The sequence below is a fragment of the Micromonospora sp. MH99 genome (genome assembly GCF_021442385.1).
Lineage (GTDB): Bacteria > Actinomycetota > Actinomycetes > Mycobacteriales > Micromonosporaceae > Micromonospora.
In genome coordinates, this window is sequence record NZ_MUZA01000034.1 from 17,104 (window position 1) to 36,960 (window position 19,857).

A 19,857-nucleotide genomic window follows, 5' to 3' on the forward strand; every position below is an offset into this window, starting at 1 on the left:
GGCGTCACGGTGGGTGACGTCGGCGCGTGGTTGGTGATCTTTCTCGGTGGCTGCGCGGCGTGTCGCGTCGGTTCCTCCGTGGTAACCCCTGAAGGTGGCGTTAGGGTTGCCGTGTCGAGGGGTGCGCGTCGGACGAAACGATGCGTCGCCGCACTGACGGGGAGGTTGTCCGGATGCACGAGCCGCAGGATCCTGATCCGGGTACACAGGTGGGTGAGCCGGGCGCGTCGTCGCCGGGTGTGGCGACTGAGGGTGACGGCTCGGTGGGCTACCGAGGTGTGACGGCGTGCCACGCGGTGGGCATCAGTTACCGGCAGTTGGATTACTGGGCGCGGACGACGCTTGTGGTGCCGAGTGTGCGCGACGCGTCGGGTTCGGGGACGCAGCGGTTGTACTCGTTCCGCGATCTGGTGGTGTTGAAGGTCGTGAAGCGGTTGTTGGACGCGGGGGTGTCCCTGCAGAACATCCGCAAGGCGATCGAGGCGTTGCGGTCGCGTGGTGTGGAGGATCTGGCGGGCATCACGTTGATCTCCGACGGGACGACGGTGTACGAGTGCCGGTCTCCGGAGGAGGTGGTCGACCTGTTGCAGGGTGGCCAGGGCGTCTTCGGGATCGCGATCGGTGGGGCGTTCAAGGAGATTCAGGGGTCGTTGTCGCATCTGCCGGCGGAGCCGGCGGCGAGCGGCCCGGCGGAGCCTGCGGTGGGGTCCTCGTCGGATCCGGTGGGTGACGAGTTGGCGGCGCGGCGGGCGAGGCGGCGGGCCGGCTGAGTCGCGGTGCGCGTCCGTTGGCGTGCGGTCCGTTGATACGGGTGACTTTTTTGGCTGCGGCCGCCTGGTGACTGTGGGTCAGGTCGTGGTGTCCGGGTGCGGGTTCCCCGGGTGGCCGATTCCACAGTGGATACCGTCGGTGCTCTTCTGGTTGCCGTCGGTGGATTTCGGGTTCCCTTGTGATGACGGTGCGTGTGCGTCAATTGTCGGGAAACCGATAGGGGGGCCCTGACCGGAGGTCGCGGGCACGCTATGGTCCGTCACGGTCCCTGGCGTGCCGCCGTGGCATGACGGTGTGGCGTCGGTGGCCGTTGCCCCTGCGCGTCACCGCGCGCGCGACCTGTCACCCCGGAAGGAACGACCGTGACGGTTACGGAAGAGACCGCTCCAGCCTCGAATTACGACCGCATCGGCGGTGCGAGTTCGGTGAAGGCGGCCGTGGAGCTGTTCTACGACAAGGTGCTCGCCGATCCGGAGTTGGCGGGTTATTTCGCCACTGTGGACATGACGGGTCAGCGTCGGCACCTGGCGTTGATGTTGACGGTGGTGCTGGGCGGCCCGAACGAGTACACCGGTCGCGGGTTGGCCGAGGCGCACCAGCCGTTGGGCATTCCGGTGGCGCACTACGCCAAGGTGGGTGAGTACCTGATCGCGACGCTGGCCGAGCTGGGCGTTCCGGCCGACGTGCAGGACGACGTGCGGGCGGTGCTGGTGCAGGTGCAGGACCAGGTGGTGGCCACCGGAGAGCGTCCGGGCGTCTGAGCGTGGACGCGGCCCGACTCAAGCAGAGTTGGTCCCTCGTCGCCGGGCACGGCGACGAGGTGCCGCTCTACTTCTATTCAACGTTGTTTCTGGCGCATCCCGAGACGCGGCAGATGTTCCCCACGAACATGGCGGGGCAGCGGGACCGTCTGGTCACCGCGTTGGGCCACATCGTGTCCCACGTGGATCAGGTCGATCGGCTGGTGGGTTTCCTGCAGGACCTCGGCGCGGATCACCGTAAGTTCGCGGTCCGCGCGGAGCACTATCCGGCGGTCGGTGAAGCGCTGCTGGCGACGTTGCAGCATTTTCTCGCCGAGCAGTGGACCGATGAGCTGGCCCAGGACTGGGCTGCCGCGTACGGGCTGATCGCGCAGGTGATGATGGAGGCGGCGCAGGCCGCCGAGGCGGTGAACCCGCCGTGGTGGGTGGCCGAGATCGTGGCCCATGAGCGGCGGGCGTTCGACGTGGCGGTGTTGACGGTGCGTCCGCAGTACCTGTTGCCGTTCACCCCGGGTCAGTCGATCGGGGTGTCGCATCCGTCGGTGCGGTCGTGGCGGTACTACTCGCCGGCGAACGCGCCGCGCGCGGACGGCACGCTGGAGTTGCATGTGCGGGCCGCGCCGGGTGGCGCGGTGTCGTCGCGGCTGGTGTACGGCTCGGCGGTGGGGGACCGCGTACATCTGGCCGCTCCGGTGGGGGACCGCCTGTCGTTGTGGTCGGCGGGTTCCAGTGATCTGTTGCTGCTGGCGTCGGGCACCGGCTGGGCGCCGGTGAAGGCGCTGGTGGAGCAGGTCGCCGCGGAGGGGTCGGGTCGCCGCGTGGATCTGTACGTGGGTGCGCGGTCGCGCAGCGAGTTCTACGACAGCGACGCGATCGACAAGTTGGCGTCGTCGTGTCCGTGGTTGACGGTGACGTACGTGGTGGGCGCGGAGATGAACCGCCCGGGTGAGTTCGTGTACGCGGTGGACCGGGCGTTGGCCGATGGGGACTGGCGTTCGCGGCACGTGTACGTGTGCGGGTCGGACGAGATGGTGTCGCACGCGGTGCAGTCGTTGGCTCGGGCGGGTTACCACGAGGGTCAGGTGCATCACGAGGGTCTGGGCAAGCAGTGGTACGGCCCGGCGTGGCGTACGGCGGTCCAGCAGTCGAGTGAGGGGGGTGACCGGTGAGCGCGAGGAGTGAGCTTGCGAGCCCCGCAGTCGCGAAGGAAGGGCGTGAGCGGTGAGCGCGACCCCGATCAGCCGGTACGACGGTATTCAGGTGTCCGGCGGTGTGCAGGTGCGGATGACCTCCGACCGGGTTCGGCGGTGGGAGTTCGGGACGGCGCCGTTCGCGCGGCGTGGCTACGACAACGCGGACGTGGACCGGTTCCGGGTGCAGGTCGCCGACGAGTTGGATCTGTTGGCGACGCAGATCGCGAACCTGCGGGCGGAGAATGAGCGGCTCACCGACCGGGTGGAGTTGCACCGTCACGGGGTGATCCCGAGTACGCCGGCGGCGGCGAAGGTGCCAGCGGCCAAGGAGGTGAATCTGCTGTCGGCGGCGCAGCGGGAGGCCGAGCAGATCATCGCGCAGGCGCACGACTACGCGCGGCGGGTCGCCGAGTACGCCCGGATGCAGTACGAGAGTTACATGCGGGCGGCGGCGGAGGAGGCGAAGCAGGAGGCTGAGCGGGCGGTCACGGAGTACCGCAGTTCGGCCGGGTCCAGTTTCGACGACACGGTGGCGACCCGGGAGGCGTTGCGGATCTTCGGCGAGATGATGGTGTCGCACATGCAGGCGGCGGCGCGGCATCTCGACGACGGCAGTGAGCAGTTGGCGCGCACGATGGACCGGATCGCGAAGGAGACGCCGGGGGCGCCCTTCGTGGGTGGCGCGGCCGGGCAGGCGGCGTTGCCCCGTCACCACCAGCGGTGAGGTGTCAGGGGTGGGGTTCGCTGCGGTGGACCCCACCCGGCGCGCTGGCGGCGGTGGCATAGTCGAAGGGGCCAGGCGGCGCTGATATCGGTGGCCCGCCCCGGGGAGAGGCGCCGCCGTGTCCGTATCACCCTCACCGGATCCGCTGGCCGCGTTGGAGGCTTCGGCGTGGGCTCTGGCGGCCGCGGTCGGCACCATGAGTGACGCCCTGTCGGCCCCGCTCGCCGAGGTCCTCGCGGCGTCGCCGCACCGCAGCGCGGTGCTGGAGGCCGCTGGTCTGCTGTCCTGGGATGCTGGGGTGCCGGTCGCGCACCCGTCGCTGGTGGCTGCCGATGGGCCGACCGGGCGCAGCGCGGTGCAGGCGCGGTTGAGTTCGCTGCGCCAGGCGGTCGCCGCGGCGGCGCAGGAGCCGTCCGGGCTGGGCGGGACCGGTTGGGCGGAGCTGGGCGACGAGGTGTTGCTGCATCAGGGTCGGGCGTCGGCGGCGACCGGCCGGGCGTTGGCCACCCGGGTGGTGCCCGAGCTGCCGGGGCTGGCGCGGCGCCTGGACTCGACGGACGGCCGGGTGCTGGACGTGGGCACCGGTGTGGCGGCGTTGGCGGTTGCCCTGGCCCGGGCGTTGCCCCGGGCGTCGGTGGTGGGGATCGACGTGCTGCAGCGGGCGTTGGACCTGGCCCGCGGGGAGTTGGCCGCAGCGCCCGACGTCGCGGATCGGATCAGTCTGCGCCGTCAGGACGTCGCGGAGGTGGCCGAGCCGGGCGGGTACGACCTGGTGTGGCTGCCGGCGCCGTTCCTGCCCCAGCAGACGTTGACGGTGGCGCTTCCCCGGCTGGTGCAGGCGTTGCGGCCGGGCGGCTGGCTGGTGGCGGGCACCAACCCGCCGGCGGCGGATCCGTTGCGGGCGGCGGTGGGCCGGTGGAACGCGGTCCGCAACGGCGGCAACGACTTCGACGCGGACCGGATGGCGCAGGTGCTGGCGGGGGCGGGGCTGGTGGACGTCCGTCGTTTCCCGACCGTCCCCGGCGGGCCGGTGCTGGTCGCCGCGCACCACCCCGGCGGCTGACCTCCGCCGACCGGGGGTGCCCCTCGACGGCTGGGTCGGTCAGGTGGCGGCGGCGCGGATGGCGTCGGCGATCGGGGTGGGCCCGTCGACGAGTTCCAGGGTCGTGCCGGCGGTGCGGGGTTCGTCCAGGAGCGCGGCGAGGACGTGGGCGACGTCGGCGCGGCTGATCGCGCCGCGGCCGGCGTGTGGGGTGAGGGTGACCTGCCCGGTGGGTTCGTCGTCGGTGAGCCGGCCGGGGCGCAGCACCGTCCAGGCCAGGTCGCGGGCGCGCAGGTCGTCCTCGGCGGCTCGTTTGGCGCGTAGGTACGCGGCCCACACGTCGTCGGTGCCGGCGGCGGGCGGCTTGTCCACGCCCATGGAGGACACCAGCAGGTAGCGGTGGACGCCGGCGCGGGTGGCGGCGTCGGCGAGCAGCGCGGCGGCGCCCCGGTCGACGGTGTCCTTGCGGGCGGCGCCGCTGCCGGGGCCGGCGCCGGCGGCGAAGACCACCGCGTCGGCGTCGCGCAGGTGCGCGGCGACCTCGTCGACGTCGACGTGTTCGAGGTCGCAGACGACCGCTGTGGCGCCGGCGGCGCGCAGGTCGTCGGCCTGGTCGGGGTTGCGGATCAGGCCGACGGCGGTGTCGCCGCGGTCGGCGAGGTGCCGCTGGAGCAGCAGGGCGATCTTGCCGTGGCCTCCGGCGATGACAACACGCATGTGTCCAACCTACCGCTGTCGCCGGGCTTGACCTTGACCTGCGGGCAACCCCCAGGCTGGTGCGTGCCGGTCACCGTGACCGGCGCGAGGAGGAAGCCGACGTGGGGTTGTTGACCATCGGGGCGTTCGCCCGGGCGGCGGGACTGACGCCGAAGGCGTTGCGCCTGTACGGACGGGTGGGGGTGCTGGCGCCGGCCGCGGTGGATTCCGAGTCGGGATACCGGCTCTACGACCCGCGGCAGGTGCCGCTGGCCCGGCTGGTGGCCCAGTTGCGTCGCATCGGCATGCCGTTGGCGCAGATCCGCGCCGTGTGCGAGCTGGAACCCGCGGCGGCGGCGCAGGCCGTCACCGCGTACTGGCGGCAGGTGTCGGTCGACACCGCGGCCCGCGCCCGGCTCGCCGGCCTCCTCGTGGATCACCTGTCCGAGGGGAGCGCCACCGTGTCGAGAACGAACCGCACCGTCGCCGTCCGCTACGCCGCCGGTTGTGACACCGGGGCCGTGCGGGACAGCAACGAGGACGTCGCGTACGCCAGTGAGCGGTTGCTGGCCGTCGCCGACGGGGTACGGGGGCCCGGCGGCGCGGCGGCGAGCGCCGCCGCCGTCGACGCGCTCACCGCGTTGGAACTCGCCGACGGGCCGGCCGTCGACCTGCTGACGATGCTGGCGGGGGCGGTCACCGACGCGGACCGGGTCGTGCGGGAGTTGGCGACCGACGACCACCAGCCGGCGACCACGCTGACCGCGCTGCTGCGCAGCGGCACCCACCTGGCGCTGGTGCACGTCGGTGACACCCGCGCGTACCTCCTGCGCGACGGTGAGCTCTCCCTGTTGACGCAGGACCACACGTGGGTGCAGACGCAGGTGGATCAGGGCCGGCTCGACCGCGACGAGGCGGGCGCGCATCCCCAGCGGGCGGTGCTGGTGCGCGCGCTGGGCGGCGGTCAGCAGGTCGAGGCCGACCTGGCGTTGCGGGCGGCGTTGCCCGGTGACCGGTACCTGCTGTGCTCCGACGGGCTGTGGGCTGTCGTCGACCGGGTCGCCCTGTTCTCGACACTGAGCGCGGCGGCCGATCCGGAGCACGCGGTGCGGGCCCTGGTCCACGACGCGCGGGCCGCAGGGGCGCCGGACAATATCGCCTGCGTCGTCGCCGACGTCGTCGCGGTGTAGAGCCCGGCGGGGTGGCCGTCGCGCGGGTGCGGGGCCGGCGGGTGGCCGCTGCCGGCGGCCCCGCACCGGACGAGGCCGCTGCCCGGCGGCGCCGTACCGGACGAGGCCGCTGCCCGGCGTACGGCGTCGTACGTGGCCGGCTGCCGGCGGTGTTCGGCATCGGCGGGGTGGCCCGCCGGCACACCCCGATGACCTTCCAGGCGTTCACCCGGGATCCCGTCGCCCGGCGGCGGTACTGGGCGCGCAGCCACCTGGGGTGGCGGTTGATCGCCCGCGCGGCACCGAACGCCGGGCACCGGGCGGTGGCGCGGCTGCAACGCGCCGGTCTGGTCGACGCGGTGATCACGCAGAACGTCGACGGGTTGCACGGCGCCGCGGGCAGCGACCGGGTGGTCGAGTTGCACGGGCGCCTCGACGAGGTGGTCTGCCTGGACTGCGGCAACCTGACCTCCCGGGAGGAGGTGGACCGGCGGCTGCGCGAGGCCAACCCGGACTTCGTGGCCCGTGCCGCCGCGGTCAACCCGGACGGTGATGTGGATCTCCCCGATGAGCAGGTGGCCGGGTTCCGGCCGGTCGACTGCGGGATCTGTGGGACGGGGATGCTGAAACCGGACGTCGTGTTCTTCGGCGAGACGGTGCCGCCCGAGCGGGTGGCGCGGTGTTTCGCGCTGGTGGAGCAGGCGCGGGCGGTGGTGGTGCTCGGGTCGTCGTTGACTGTCATGTCGGGGCGCCGGTTCGTGATCCGGGCGGCGAAACACGGCATTCCGGTCGCGATCGTCAACCAGGGGCCGACCCGGGGTGACGGGTACGCCACGGTGTGCCTCGACGCGCCGCTGGGAGCGCTGCTGCCGGCGCTCGCCGACCGGGTCGCCGGCGAGGCCGCGCCGCTGGCCACAGCGGCCGGCGTGTGACGTCACAGGGGTAGGACATGAGCCGGAAACACCGGCGCTGGTAGCGTTGACCATGCCGGTACCACCCACGTGGGAGAGACCGCCCGAGAGCAGCAGGGGCGGCGCCGAAGGGGCAAATCCTCCCCGGAACCTCTCAGGCAAAAGGACCTCGTGGGCAGGCACTGTGGAGCGCTGTGCGGGCGCGACAGAGGGGGAGGCCGATCCGTCGACCTCGCCCGGGAGCGCCAAAGATGTCCGTAGAGCAGTTCGCCACCCGTCACATCGGTCCCGGCCCCGACGATGAGCGTCGCATGCTGGAGGTCGTCGGCCACGACTCGATCGACGAGCTGATGGACGCCGCGATCCCCGAGGTGATCCGCTGGCACGGCACCCTCGACCTGCCGGAGGCGGCCACCGAGGCCGAGGCGATCGCCGAGCTGCGGGCCCTCGCGGCCCGCAACACCGTCGCCGTGTCGATGATCGGCCTGGGCTACCACGGCACGCACACCCCGGCGGTGATCCGCCGGAACGTCCTGGAGGACCCGGCCTGGTACACGGCGTACACGCCGTACCAGCCGGAGATCAGCCAGGGCCGGCTCGAGGCGCTGCTGAACTTCCAGACGATGGTCACCGATTTGACCGGCCTGGCCACCGCGAACGCCTCCATGCTCGACGAGGGCACCGCCGCCGCGGAGGCGATGACCCTCGCCCGGCGGGCGTCCAAGAGCAAGAGCGGGGTGTACGTCGTCGACGCCGACGCCCTGCCGCAGACCATCGCGGTGATCACCAGCCGGGCGGTGCCACTCGGCATCGATGTGCGGGTCCTCGACGTCGAGCGCGACGAGCTGCCGGCCGAGTTCTTCGGCCTGCACCTGCAGTACCCGGGCGCGTCCGGCGCGGTGCGTGACCACGCGGGTCTCGTCGAGGCGGCGCACGCCGTCGGGGCCCTGGTGACCGTCGCGGCGGACCTGCTGGCGTTGACGCTGCTGCGGGCGCCGGGGGAGATCGGGGCGGACATCGCCGCCGGCACCACCCAGCGGTTCGGCGTACCGATGGGCTTCGGTGGGCCGCACGCCGGTTACCTGGCGGTGCGCTCGGGCCTGGAGCGGATGCTGCCCGGGCGCCTGGTCGGGGTGTCCCGCGACGCGGACGGCAACCCGGCCTACCGGCTGGCGTTGCAGACCCGCGAGCAGCACATCCGGCGGGAGAAGGCGACCAGCAACATCTGCACCGCGCAGGTGCTCCTCGCGGTGATGGCCGGCATGTACGCCGTCTACCACGGCCCGGACGGGCTGCGCGACATCGCGGCGCGTACCCACCGGATGGCGGCTTCGCTCGGGGCGGTGCTGCGCGGCGCGGGCATCGAGCTGGAACACCAGCGGTTCTTCGACACGATCACCGCGATCGTGCCGGGACAGGCCGCGGAGGTGGTCGCGGCCGCAGCGGACGGCGGCGTCAACCTGCGGCTGATCGACGCCGACCGGGTGGGCATCTCATGCGACGAGACCACCACGGGCGCACACGTGAAGGCGGTGGTGGCCGCGTTCGGTGTCGAGTTCCGCACCACCACTCCCCGCGACTTCGACGAGAGCCCAATCCCGGGGGCCCTGGCCCGTACCAGCGACTTCCTGACCCACCCGGTGTTCCGTAGCCACCACTCGGAGACGGCGATGCTGCGCTACCTGCGGCGGCTGTCGGACTTCGACTACGCCCTGGACCGGGGCATGATCCCCCTCGGTTCGTGCACGATGAAGCTGAACGCGACCACCGAGATGGAGCCGATCTCCTGGGCGGAGTTCGCCAACATCCACCCGTTCGCGCCGGACGACCAGACCGCCGGGTACCGGGAGATGATCGGTCAGCTGGAGTCGTGGCTGGCCGAGGTGACCGGCTACGACGCGGTGAGCGTGCAGCCCAACGCCGGCTCCCAGGGTGAGCTGGCCGGGCTGCTGGCCATCCGCTCCTACCACGCCTCGCGGGGCGAGACGCACCGCGACGTGTGCCTGATCCCGTCGTCGGCGCACGGCACCAACGCGGCGTCGGCGGTGATGGCCGGCATGCGGGTCGTCGTGGTGGCCTGCGACGACGACGGCAACGTCGACCTCGTCGACCTCGACGCGAAGATCGACAAGCACCGCGACGCGCTCGCCGCGATCATGGTGACGTACCCGTCGACGCACGGTGTGTACGAGACGGGCATCGCGTCGCTGTGCGCGAAGGTCCACGACGCCGGCGGTCAGGTGTACGTCGACGGGGCGAACCTCAACGCCCTCGTCGGGTTCGCCAAGCCGGGCAAGTTCGGCGCGGACGTGTCGCACCTGAACCTGCACAAGACGTTCTGCATCCCGCACGGCGGCGGTGGCCCCGGGGTGGGCCCGGTGGCGGTGCGCGCGCACCTGGCGCCGTTCCTGCCCGGTGACCCGCTCGGCGCGCACGTCAACGCCACCCCGGCGATCTCGGCGGCGAAGTACGGGTCGGCGGGGATCCTGCCGATCCCGTGGGCGTACCTGCGGATGATGGGCGCCGAGGGCCTGACCCGGGCCACCGGCGTGGCCGTCCTCGCCGCGAACTACGTGGCGGCGCGGCTGCGCGGGCACTACCCGGTGCTGTACGCCGGCAACAAGGGCCTGGTGGCCCACGAGTGCATCCTCGACCTGCGGCCGTTGACCAAGGCGACCGGGGTGAGCGTCGACGACGTGGCGAAGCGCCTGATCGACTACGGCTTCCACGCGCCGACGATGTCGTTCCCCGTCGCCGGGACGCTGATGGTCGAGCCGACCGAAAGCGAGGACCTGGCCGAGCTGGACCGGTTCTGCGACGCGATGATCGCGATCCGCGCGGAGATCGACCAGGTGGGGTCGGGGCAGTGGCCGGCGGGGGACAACCCCCTGGCGAACGCGCCGCACACCGCGGCGATGGTCAGCGGCGACGAGTGGCCGCACGCGTACCCGCGTTCGGTGGGCGCGTACCCGGGCGGGGTCGACCGGGCCGGGAAGTACTGGCCGCCGGTGCGGCGCATCGACGGCGCGTACGGAGACCGGAACCTGGTCTGCTCGTGCCCGTCGCCGGAGGCGTTCGAGGACTGACGTCGGCAGGCCGGGGCGGGCGGTTTCTGGCCGCCCCGGCTACGCCGCGACCTGGGCGCAGACGTCCCGTACCGGGGGACTAGCCTGGGTCGACGGCGGCTGGTGTGGTGACGCTGGGTGGTCGTTCAGGCCACGAGAGCGTGTCGGGCGGGGCCGCGGTGCGGTGCGATGCTGCTGCCGTCGGGGAGCAGCTCGCCGGTGTCCTCGAAGACGATCACGCCGTTGCAGAGCAGGCTCCAGCCCTGCTCAGGGAAGCAGGCGAGGACCCGGGCGGCTTCCCGGTCGGTGGCTTCAGCTAAGGGGCAGGTCGGTTGGTGCTGGCACATCGGGTTCTCCGGACTGTGGGGGCACTGTGTCATGGTTCACATGACCAGTGACGCACAGTACCAAGCGAAAGTGTCCAGCATCGAGCAGGTGCCGGCCTGGCGTACGGGAAATCCACTGAACGGATGAGGAAGGTCGGACCATACGGCGTGGAAACGCTCCCACAGGTGCTGGTCGATGTGCCGGCGGCACCCACCGCGTGTCGCGACACGCTCGCTGAACGCGCCCGCCTGCACTGGCGCCGCACCGACGGCGGCGACCCCGCGGTCCTCGCCGAGGAGTTCCTCGCCGCGCACGGCCTGAACCTACGCGACCTCACCCGGCCCACCCCCACCCACCACGACACCCGCGCCTGCGGCGCCGCCCTCTACCTGTCTGCCGCCGCCGGAGCACACCTGGCCGGCGCCCCCACCGCGGCGCCCGAACCCGCCCCGACCCTGCCCGACCTCGCCGTCGTCGTCTACGACCACGGCCCCACCCGACGCGCCCCCGCCCGCACGGCGACACCCTGGTGGCTCGGCGACTGGACCGACAGCTGGACACCCGAGCAGCACGCCGCCGCCGTCGACGCCATCCGCGCCGCCATCGGCCGCGGCGACGTCTACCAGGCCAACATCGTCGGCCACGCCGCCGCCCCCTACACCGGCGACCCGCTGCCCGCCCTGCGCCGCCTCGGCGCGCTGCCCGGTGCCCGCTACGGCGGGGTCCTCACCGGCGACGGCTGGGCCATCGGCTGCGCCTCACCGGAAACCCTCATCGAGGTCCGCGACGGACACCTGATCACCCGACCCATCAAGGGCACCCGCCCCGCCACCGCCGCCGGCCGCGCCGAACTGCTCAGCAGCGCCAAGGAACGCGCCGAACACATCATGATCGTCGACCTGGAACGCAACGACCTCGCCCGCATCGCCCGCACCGGCACCGTCACCGTCGACGACCTGTTCGCCGTACGCCGCTGGTGCGACCTGTGGCAGGCCGAGTCGACCGTACGCGCCACCGCCGCCGACGGCCTCGGCCTGGCCGACCTGCTGCGCGCCACCTGCCCCGGCGGCTCCGTCACCGGCGCCCCGAAACTCGCCGCCCTGACCCACATCGCCGCCGGAGAACCCGTCGGCCGCGGCGCCAGCATGGGCGCCCTCGGCTGGGTCGCACCCGGGCACGTCGACCTCGGCCTGACCATCCGCACCGCCGCCACCGACGGCGACATGATGCACACCTGGGCCGGCGGCGGCATCACCTGGGACAGCGACCCCGCCGCCGAGGTCGCCGAAGCCGCAGCGAAAACCGCGCCCATCCGCGCCACCCTGGCCGGACGCTGACCCGGCCACCCGCGGCGATACGCTGACCCCCATGACCATGCGGCCCATCCGGATCATCGGCGACCCCGTCCTGCGCACCGAATGCGAGCCGGTCACCACCTTCGACGCCGAGCTGCGCGCCCTGGTCACCGACCTGATGGACACCCTGCTGGGCGAACCCGGCCGCGCCGGCGTCGCCGCACCGCAGATCGGCGTCGACGCCCAGGTGTTCGTCTACGACGCCGACGGCCACCGCGGCCACCTCATCAACCCCACCCTGGAACTGTCCGACGAACTCCAGGACGACGAGGAAGGCTGCCTGTCCATCCCCGGGCTGTACTTCCCGACCGTACGGGCCCTGCACGCCACCGCTCACGGCGTCGATCAGAACGGCGAACCACTCACCATCAGCGGCACCGGCTTCCTCGCCCGCGCCCTGCAACACGAGACCGACCACCTGCGCGGCACCCTCTACGTCGACACCCTGCGCGGCGACACCCGCCGCCGGGCCCTGCGCGAGATCCGCGCCGGCCGCTTCGACTCACCCAGCCGCCGCGCCTAGAGCCCCCACACCCGGGCCCGCCCGGTCAGCGGGCCACCCACTGGTCGTGACCCAACTTGGCGACCAACGCCAGCACCACGACCAGCAGCACCACCCGCACGAACCCCGACCCGCGCCGCAACGCCATCCGCGCACCCAGCACCGCGCCCGCGACGTTGCACACCGCCATCCCCGCGCCCAGCAACCACCACACGTGCCCGGTCACCCCGAACACCACCAACGCGCCCAGGTTCGTGCCCGCGTTGATCACCTTCGCCATCGCCGACCCGTGCACGAAGTCCGCACCGATCAGCGCCGTGAACGCCACCACCAGGAACGTGCCCGTACCCGGCCCGATCAACCCGTCGTACAGGGCGATACCCACACCGGCCACACCGATCGCCACCGCGACCCGCACCGGCGTCCGCCGCGCCGGCACCGCCACCACCCCCAGCCGCGGACGCAGCAGCACGAACGCCGCCACCGCCACCAGGACCACCAACACCACCGGCCGGTACGCCGACGCCGGCACCGCCCCGGCCAACGCCGCACCCACCCCGGCGCTGAGCACCGCCAACCCCGCCGCCGGCCCCACCACCCGCCAGTCGAGCTTCGTCCGCCGCGCGTACGTCGCCGCCGCCGTCGTCGTACCGAAGATCGCCGCCAACTTGTTCGTGCCCAACGCCGTGGCCACCGGCAACCCCGGCGCAGCCACCAGCAACGCCGGCAACAGCAACAACCCACCACCGCCGACCACGGCGTCCACCCACCCGGCCATCGCCGCGGCGACCAGCAACGTACTCAGCGATACGGCGTCCACGGGCCGCAATTCTTCCCACCCGACGCACCCGACCGGCCCCCGAAGTGGCAAGACTCACCGCTCACCGACCCCGCGTACGCCGCAACCACACCCCCAACGCGCCAACCGCCACGAACACCAGCATCGAACACAGCAGCACCTTCACCACACGGCAACCCTCCCACGGGGACGTAAGGTGCAGGAGTGCGCCTGGCCACCTTCAACCTGCTGCACGGCCGATCCCTGACCGACGGACTCGTCAACCCCGACCGCCTCGCCGCCGCCGTACGCGCCCTCGACGCCGACGTCCTCGCCCTGCAGGAGGTCGACCGCGACCAACACCGCAGCGGCAACCTCGACCTCACCGCCATCGCCGCCCGGGCCCTCGACGCGCCACACCACCGCTTCGCCGCCGCCGTCGTCGGCACCCCCGGCGAACAGTTCCGCCCCCTGCGCCACGACGACGACGGCCACGGCGAACCCTGCTACGGCATCGGCCTCATCAGCCGCTACCCCGTACGCAGCTGGCACGTCACCCGACTCAAGCCCGCCCCCGTGCGCTCACCGGTCTACGTCCCCGGCCCCGGCGGCGGCCTCATCCTGCTGCACGACGAACCCCGCGTCGTCCTCGCCGCCGTCCTCGACACCCCACACGGCCCCCTCACCGCCGCCGCGACCCACCTGTCGTTCGTGCCCGGCTGGAACGCCCGCCAACTCCGCCAGACCGTGCGCGCCCTGCGCGCGCTACCCGGCCCCCGCGTCCTGCTCGGCGACCTCAACCTGCCCGCAGGCCCGGCCCGGTTCATCTCCGGCTGGCGCCCCCTGGGCCGACGGCCCACCTACCCCTCCGGGCAGCCCCGCGTCCAACTCGACCACGTCCTGGCCGACCGGCACGCCCTCGGCCAGCTCCCACCCGTACGGGCCGTCACCGCACCACCGTCCACCATCTCCGACCACCGCCCCCTGCTGGTCGACCTCGGCTGACGGACCCCGACTCCCCGCAGCCAGCGCCGAGCCGCAAGATTCCCTCAAGATCATTGCATCGACGAACCCCGACGATCATGCTGGGCGGGTCGCGCCACGATCACGTCGGAGGCCACATGAGACGCCCGCGAACCACCCTCGTCGCCGCAGCCACCCTCATCGCTCTCACCCTCACCACCGCACCCACCCCCGCCAACGCCCAGAGCGCCGCGCAACCCAACCAGGTCGCCGACCTCACCGTCCGCCAGGCCGACGGGTACGCCACCCTCGCCTGGACGCCCGTCGACGGCGCCACCGACTACCAGATCGAACGCACCGCGGTCGACACCAACGGCACCCCCACCGGCGCACCGACAATCGTCGGCGTCTGGCGCCCCAACCGCCAGATCAACCAGCAGGCACCCACCTTCGCCGACGCCGGATTCAACCCCGGCGACAGCTTCCAGTGGCGCGTGCGCGCCCGCACCGGCACCACCGAACAGCCCTACTCCGAGCCCATCACCGCCACCACCACCGCACCCTGGGGCAACCCCGACACCCCCGGCCAACAACTGCGCACCCAGTGGGAGACCACCCACGCCGCGCAGTACACCAGCGACACCGACGAGTACGCCTACACCGCCGCCATCGACGCCCTCAGCGACCGCGTACGCGTCGTCGAACTCGGCCGCACCGTCCAGAACCGACCCATCAACATGCTGGTCATCGGACACCCCACCCCGGCCACCACCCCCGAAGCCGTCGCCGCCACCGCACCCGTGGCCATCAACTGCAACGTGCACGGCAACGAACCCGGCGACCGCGAAGCCTGCCTCATCATGGCCCGGCAACTCGCCTTCAGCACCGACCCCCGCATCACCGACCTGCTCAGCCACACCACAGTCCTGATCGTCCCCACCATCAACGGAGACGGCCGCGCCAACAACACCCGCGGCAACTCCACCGGCCAGGACCTCAACCGCGACTACTCCCTGATCCGCCAACCCGAAACCGCCGCGTACATCAGGATGGTCCGCGACTACCGACCCGTCGCCGGCTACGACGGCCACGAGTTCGGCAACTCCCGCGCCGGCGACCTGCCCATGCTGCCGCCCCGGCACCAGAACGTCCCCCAACCCATCTTCGACCAGTCCCAGGACATGATCGAAGGCCACATGTACGCCAAGGGCGCCGAAGCCGGCTGGTGGCCCTGCCCCTACGGCTGCGAAGGCGGCGGCAACGTCGGCCTCAGCGAAGAAACCATCCTGCGCAACACCCTCGGCCTCAAGAACGTCACCAACTCCCTGCTGGAACTGCGCAGCTCCGGCGGACAGACCCGACCCGACGAGGGCAACACCGCCAACAACCGGCGCCGCAAGACCTACTCCGCCCTCTGGACGTTCCACCAGTTCCTCGACTACCACCGCGCCGACCGCGCCAGCATCCTCACCTCCCGCGCCGAGGCCATCACGATCCAGGCCGCCAACACCGGCCGCCTCGTCTTCCGCGGCTCCCGCCCCATCCCCGCCCACCCCGCACCCCACCCGGGCGACAGCCCGCCGCCCCTGGACGCGCCCCCGGCCAACCTGATCCTCGACAACGCCCCCTGCGCCTACAAACTCACCGACGCCCAGTACAACGGCGTGCGCACCGACGGACCCGGCGGCGTCGGCACCACCGTCGCCCAGCGCATCGCCGCCCACGGCTGGAAGGTCACCAAGACCACCGACGGCTACTACGTCCCCCTCAACCAGCCCGAACGCGGCCTCATCCCACTGCTGCTCGACCCGCTGGGCGTGGAGAAGCTCACCGACGGCGAACGCGTCTACCCGACCCTCACCGGCCGCCGCAACGGACCACTTGTCGTCACCGGCTTCACCTGCGCCGCCAACGCCACCGTCAACGGACCGGTCACCGTCCGCGCCAGCGCGGCACTCGTCACGACCGGCACCACCATCAGCGGCCCGATCACCGCCAACGGCGCCGCCGGCGTCCTGCTCGCCGACAGCACCGTCAACGGCCCCGTCCAGATCACCAACACCACCGACGCGGTCTCCATCATCGACGTCACCGTCGCCGGCCCGCTCAACCTGACCGGCAACACCACCGGCACCGACATCCCACTGCTGGCCGGCTCCACCATCCGCGGCCCTCTCACCTGCACCGGCAACAACCCCACGCCGACCAACCTCGGCGTCGCCAACACAGTGCACGGCCCCCGCACCACCGGGTGCGCGGCACTCTGAGCCCCACCTGACCGCACCGGCGGCGCGGGCCCCCCACCCCGCGCCGCCGGTGCACCCCGAACCCCTGGAGGCCGTCGTGTCGCACCCCGCCACCGCAGCACGACACCCCCGACCGCGACGGCTCGCCCTCCTCGCGGCGACACTGCTGCTGGCCGCCTGCACCGACGCCGCGCCACACACCACCGCACCCCAGGTCACCGGACCCCTCTGCGCCGCCCTGCCCACCGGCACCGACCCCGGAAACCCGACCTTCCTCGCCGGCCAACCCGTCGACGAGGCACTGCGCTGGATCCCCACCCTCACCACGTTCGAAGCGGCCCTGCGCGCCAGCGGCGTCCTCGCCGACCTCCCCGCCGGCACCGCCGTCACCGTCCTCGCACCCACCGACGACGCCTTCGCCGCCACGTTCTCCGAGGACAACTGGGACGACCTCATGACCCACCACACCGACCAGCTCCGCACCCTGCTCAAGGCCCACCTCAGCACCGGCGCCCACCCGATCGACGACCTCGCCACCGCCGGCTCGACCACCACCCTCGACGGCGCCACCATCACCGTCACCCGTACCGGAACCACCACCCGCCTCGCCGACCGCGCCGACACCGTCTGCGCCGACTACCGGGCCACCAACGCCCGCATCCACATCATCAACGCGGTCCTCGGCCCCCTACCCGTCACCGCCGACGGCACCGACCACCGCGCACACTGACCCCGCTCAGTCCCGGTCCACCCCGACCAGAGCAGCCAACGCGCGATTGGTGCGGTTGGCCCGCACCGCGTCACGCTGCTGCCCGGCCGTCACCTCGATGTACGTCTGCGACGACGCCAACGACGCGTGCCCCAGCAACCGCATGATCTCCGCCGCGCTCGCCCCGTCCTCCGCCAACCGGGTGGCGAACGTGTGCCGCAACGCGTGCAGCCGCGCCCCCCGCGGCACCCGGTCACCGATGCCCGCCCGCCGATAACAGGACTCCACCAGATACTGGAGGCCACCGCGGCGCAGCGGCTCACCGCTTCGGTCCACCAGCAACGCCGAATCCGGCCGCACCGACCGCGAACCGAAACGGCGCGCGCGACTGTCCAGGTAGTCCCGCAGCACCCGATCCAGGTCCGCCTCGATCGGCACCACGCGTGGGCGCCCGCCCTTGCCGACCACCTCGATCCGCCGTTCACCCGGCCGACCCGCCAACGAGCCGACCCGCAGCGCGAGCAGCTCCGACAGGCGCAGCCCCGCGCACAGCGCCACCGCCAGCACCGCCACGTCCCGCTCCGGCCACGGGTCGCGCTGGCGTCCGTCGTCACGGGCGACCGACGCGAGCAGCACCTCGGGGGTGTCCGCGCCGCGCAGCGGTTTCGGCTGGGGGAGTAGCGCCCGGGGACGACCCACCGCAGGCATCGGATTACCCGCCACCAACCCGTCGGCGACCAGGAACGTGAAGAAACTGTTCCAGGTGGACCAGGCCCGGTGCACCGAAGCGGGCGCCCGCGGCGCGGCGAACCGGGCGAACGCCGCCCGCATGACGCGAGGGGAGAGGTCGGTGATCGACAACGCGTCCAGGGGGAGGGGAGTGGTATCACCGTCGGCGACCAGGGCGGCCACCGCGTACAGGTCTCGCCGGTAGGCCGCCAGGGTGTGGGGGGAGGGCTTGCGGGTCGCGCGGGCGGTCAGGAACTCCTCGATCAGCATCCCGAGCGATTCGTCCTTTTTGTCATGCATAAGGGATATTATGCAGCATTTTCGCGTTCCCGGGAAGCGGGGGGAGAGGGGGGAGAACATGCCCGAACCACGACGGTATGTCCTGACCGGAGCACCCGGTGCCGGCAAGACGACCCTGCTGGAGGCGTTGCACCACAGGGGACACGTCACGGTCCGAGAGGCCGCCACCGACATCATCACCGAGCGCCAGGCGCGGGGGTGCGCCGAGCCGTGGCACGAACCCGACTTCGTCGACGCCGTGACCGCCCTGCAGAGCCGTCGCCAGATCGACGCCACCAACACCGCGCGCCACGCCCCGGTACACCTGTACGACCGTTCGCCCCTGTGCACACTGGCGCTGGCGCGCTATCAGGGCCGGCCGATCGCACCGGCGCTCGCCGCCGAGGTGGACCGCATCTCGCGGCACCGCACCTACCAGCGGTCGGTGTTCCTGATCAGCCCGCTGGGCTTCATCCACCACACGGCCGCACGCCGGATCAGCTACGCCGACTCGCTGGCCTTCGCCCGCGTGCACGAGCAGGTGTACGAGGCGTACGGGCACCACCTGGTCCACGTGCCGGCCGGACCGGTGTCGCAACGGGTCGCGCTGATCGAGAGGAGCCTGACCCGCGACTGACCGCTGTCGAGGGGACCCCCGAATCGGCTTACTTTACATAATGTTCATTATCGAAGGTGTCGCATGGGCCGGGTGGGTTGGCGTGTCGTCGATCTACCTGGCTCTTCAGGTGCCGGTGCGATCGGTGCTGCGAGGATCGCTGACCCGGCGGTCGACGTAGATGTCACCCGCTCGGGCCGTCTCCCGCCACGGTCGCGCCTTGTTCAGCGCGACGTCGAGCGCCGGGTCCGCGCGGTCCAGGTCGACGCAGATCACGTCGGGCCCGTTCGTACGGGCGTGCCGCAGCAGATGCCCGTGCGGGCCGATCACTGCCGACGGCGTGGTCGCCGCGCACTGGACGGGCACCGCGACGCTGACCCACAACCCGTTGAGGGCAGCATGTGCGCGGGCGATGACCTCGAAAACCGGATCGTCGGAGAACGTGGAGAAGAGCACGCAGTCCACGCCGAGTGCTCGTTGTTCCATCCACAGCTCGGGAAAGTTCACCTCGATGCAGATCAGGCACCCGAACCGGAAACCGTCCACGTCGAAGGTGCAGACGTGGTCGCCGGGTGTGTAGAAGCCGGTGAGCTCTGCGTGTGACAGCAGCCGCTTGTCGTATCGATCGATCAGCTCGCCGCGGTCGTTGATCACCCACAGCGAGTTGTGTGGTCGATGAGCGCCGGTCAGCCGGTGGTTGCCGCCGACGACCACCCAGACGCCGAGTTCCGCGGCGAGGGCCATCGTGCGGTGCAACTCTTGGGTGACCGGCGCCCAATCGATGCGCCATCCTGAGTAGTACGGCTTCGCAGCGCCGGCGTAGCCGGACAGAGCGCCCTCGCTGAGGTGAACCAGGCGGGCCCCCTGGTCAGCGGCCTGCCGCATCGCGGTGCGTATCGCCGTGCCGTTGGCACCCGGATCGGTGGTGACCCCTGTTTGAGCGACGGCGATCCGAATCCGTCCAGTGGCGCCCATCGCGGCACCGTAACGGACGGAAGGCGTCGCCTCTCCCCCGGCTCGG

At 72.1% G+C, this 19,857-nt stretch carries 19 protein-coding genes and 1 riboswitch; of the genes, 14 read left to right on the forward strand and 5 right to left on the reverse strand.

Going from position 1 to position 19,857, the window contains the following annotated elements; all coding sequences use genetic code 11:
• Nucleotides 1-173 precede the first annotated feature (173 nt).
• The 5 genes from B0E54_RS18595 (at nucleotide 174) to B0E54_RS18615 (ending at nucleotide 4,512) form a co-directional block, all read left to right on the forward strand.
• On the forward strand, nucleotides 174-770 hold the full coding sequence (locus B0E54_RS18595) for a MerR family transcriptional regulator (protein WP_234586138.1): 597 nt from the start codon (nucleotides 174-176) through the stop codon (nucleotides 768-770).
• A 363-nt stretch (nucleotides 771-1,133) separates the two neighbouring features.
• Nucleotides 1,134-1,532: a group 1 truncated hemoglobin gene (locus tag B0E54_RS18600; protein WP_308195378.1), complete on the forward strand. Its 399-nt coding sequence runs from the start codon at nucleotides 1,134-1,136 to the stop codon at nucleotides 1,530-1,532.
• A 2-nt stretch (nucleotides 1,533-1,534) separates the two neighbouring features.
• A complete protein-coding gene (locus B0E54_RS18605) occupies nucleotides 1,535-2,701 on the forward strand; it encodes a globin domain-containing protein (protein ID WP_234586169.1) in 1,167 nt (388 codons plus the stop codon).
• Between the two features lie 52 nt (nucleotides 2,702-2,753).
• Nucleotides 2,754-3,449 (forward strand): DivIVA domain-containing protein, encoded by a 696-nt coding sequence (locus tag B0E54_RS18610; RefSeq protein WP_234586171.1) that lies wholly within the window; start codon nucleotides 2,754-2,756, stop codon nucleotides 3,447-3,449.
• A gap of 196 nt (nucleotides 3,450-3,645) precedes the next feature.
• Nucleotides 3,646-4,512 (forward strand): cyclopropane-fatty-acyl-phospholipid synthase family protein, encoded by an 867-nt coding sequence (locus B0E54_RS18615; protein WP_234586173.1) that lies wholly within the window; start codon nucleotides 3,646-3,648, stop codon nucleotides 4,510-4,512.
• 39 nt (nucleotides 4,513-4,551) lie between these two features.
• Here the strand turns inward: B0E54_RS18615 and B0E54_RS18620 are convergent, their stop codons facing one another.
• Entirely contained in the window at nucleotides 4,552-5,208 is a 657-nt protein-coding gene (locus tag B0E54_RS18620) for an SDR family oxidoreductase (RefSeq protein ID WP_234586175.1), read from the reverse strand.
• Between the two features lie 101 nt (nucleotides 5,209-5,309).
• Here B0E54_RS18620 and B0E54_RS18625 point away from each other — a divergent pair, with 101 nt between their 5' ends.
• From B0E54_RS18625 to gcvP, 3 genes are all read left to right on the forward strand, one after another.
• Nucleotides 5,310-6,377 (forward strand): MerR family transcriptional regulator, encoded by a 1,068-nt coding sequence (locus B0E54_RS18625; RefSeq protein ID WP_234586177.1) that lies wholly within the window; start codon nucleotides 5,310-5,312, stop codon nucleotides 6,375-6,377.
• 11 nt (nucleotides 6,378-6,388) lie between these two features.
• A complete protein-coding gene (locus tag B0E54_RS18630) occupies nucleotides 6,389-7,288 on the forward strand; it encodes a Sir2 family NAD-dependent protein deacetylase (RefSeq protein ID WP_234586179.1) in 900 nt (299 codons plus the stop codon).
• A 60-nt stretch (nucleotides 7,289-7,348) separates the two neighbouring features.
• Nucleotides 7,349-7,447: riboswitch (glycine riboswitch) on the forward strand.
• Nucleotides 7,448-7,518: 71 nt separating this feature from the next.
• Complete coding sequence (gene gcvP / locus B0E54_RS18635; protein ID WP_234586181.1) at nucleotides 7,519-10,353, forward strand: aminomethyl-transferring glycine dehydrogenase; 2,835 nt, start codon at nucleotides 7,519-7,521, stop codon at nucleotides 10,351-10,353.
• A 125-nt stretch (nucleotides 10,354-10,478) separates the two neighbouring features.
• Here gcvP and B0E54_RS18640 read toward each other — a convergent pair whose 3' ends face one another.
• The gene (locus tag B0E54_RS18640; RefSeq protein ID WP_234586185.1) at nucleotides 10,479-10,679 is read right to left on the reverse strand and encodes a DUF5999 family protein; all 201 of its coding nucleotides are present in this window, start codon (nucleotides 10,677-10,679) and stop codon (nucleotides 10,479-10,481) included.
• A gap of 123 nt (nucleotides 10,680-10,802) precedes the next feature.
• Here B0E54_RS18640 and B0E54_RS18645 point away from each other — a divergent pair, with 123 nt between their 5' ends.
• A complete protein-coding gene (locus B0E54_RS18645) occupies nucleotides 10,803-11,996 on the forward strand; it encodes a chorismate-binding protein (protein WP_374109287.1) in 1,194 nt (397 codons plus the stop codon).
• Between the two features lie 31 nt (nucleotides 11,997-12,027).
• A complete protein-coding gene (def, locus tag B0E54_RS18650; RefSeq protein ID WP_234586188.1) occupies nucleotides 12,028-12,537 on the forward strand; it encodes a peptide deformylase in 510 nt (169 codons plus the stop codon).
• Nucleotides 12,538-12,562: 25 nt separating this feature from the next.
• Here def and B0E54_RS18655 read toward each other — a convergent pair whose 3' ends face one another.
• The gene (locus B0E54_RS18655; protein ID WP_308195379.1) at nucleotides 12,563-13,336 is read right to left on the reverse strand and encodes a TSUP family transporter; all 774 of its coding nucleotides are present in this window, start codon (nucleotides 13,334-13,336) and stop codon (nucleotides 12,563-12,565) included.
• A gap of 183 nt (nucleotides 13,337-13,519) precedes the next feature.
• Between B0E54_RS18655 and B0E54_RS18660 the strand changes: the two genes are divergently transcribed.
• From B0E54_RS18660 to B0E54_RS18670, 3 genes are all read left to right on the forward strand, one after another.
• Nucleotides 13,520-14,299: an endonuclease/exonuclease/phosphatase family protein gene (locus B0E54_RS18660; RefSeq protein ID WP_234586200.1), complete on the forward strand. Its 780-nt coding sequence runs from the start codon at nucleotides 13,520-13,522 to the stop codon at nucleotides 14,297-14,299.
• A 116-nt stretch (nucleotides 14,300-14,415) separates the two neighbouring features.
• Nucleotides 14,416-16,524 (forward strand): M14 family zinc carboxypeptidase, encoded by a 2,109-nt coding sequence (locus B0E54_RS18665; protein WP_234586202.1) that lies wholly within the window; start codon nucleotides 14,416-14,418, stop codon nucleotides 16,522-16,524.
• A gap of 76 nt (nucleotides 16,525-16,600) precedes the next feature.
• A complete protein-coding gene (locus B0E54_RS18670; RefSeq protein ID WP_234586204.1) occupies nucleotides 16,601-17,233 on the forward strand; it encodes a fasciclin domain-containing protein in 633 nt (210 codons plus the stop codon).
• 6 nt (nucleotides 17,234-17,239) lie between these two features.
• Here B0E54_RS18670 and B0E54_RS18675 read toward each other — a convergent pair whose 3' ends face one another.
• The gene (locus B0E54_RS18675) at nucleotides 17,240-18,241 is read right to left on the reverse strand and encodes a tyrosine-type recombinase/integrase (protein ID WP_234586206.1); all 1,002 of its coding nucleotides are present in this window, start codon (nucleotides 18,239-18,241) and stop codon (nucleotides 17,240-17,242) included.
• A gap of 58 nt (nucleotides 18,242-18,299) precedes the next feature.
• Here B0E54_RS18675 and B0E54_RS18680 point away from each other — a divergent pair, with 58 nt between their 5' ends.
• Entirely contained in the window at nucleotides 18,300-18,857 is a 558-nt protein-coding gene (locus B0E54_RS18680) for an AAA family ATPase (RefSeq protein ID WP_234586208.1), read from the forward strand.
• 105 nt (nucleotides 18,858-18,962) lie between these two features.
• On the opposite strand, the gene B0E54_RS18685 is transcribed toward B0E54_RS18680, so the two are convergent.
• Nucleotides 18,963-19,811 (reverse strand): carbon-nitrogen hydrolase family protein, encoded by an 849-nt coding sequence (locus tag B0E54_RS18685; RefSeq protein WP_234586211.1) that lies wholly within the window; start codon nucleotides 19,809-19,811, stop codon nucleotides 18,963-18,965.
• Nucleotides 19,812-19,857: the final 46 nt, after the last annotated feature.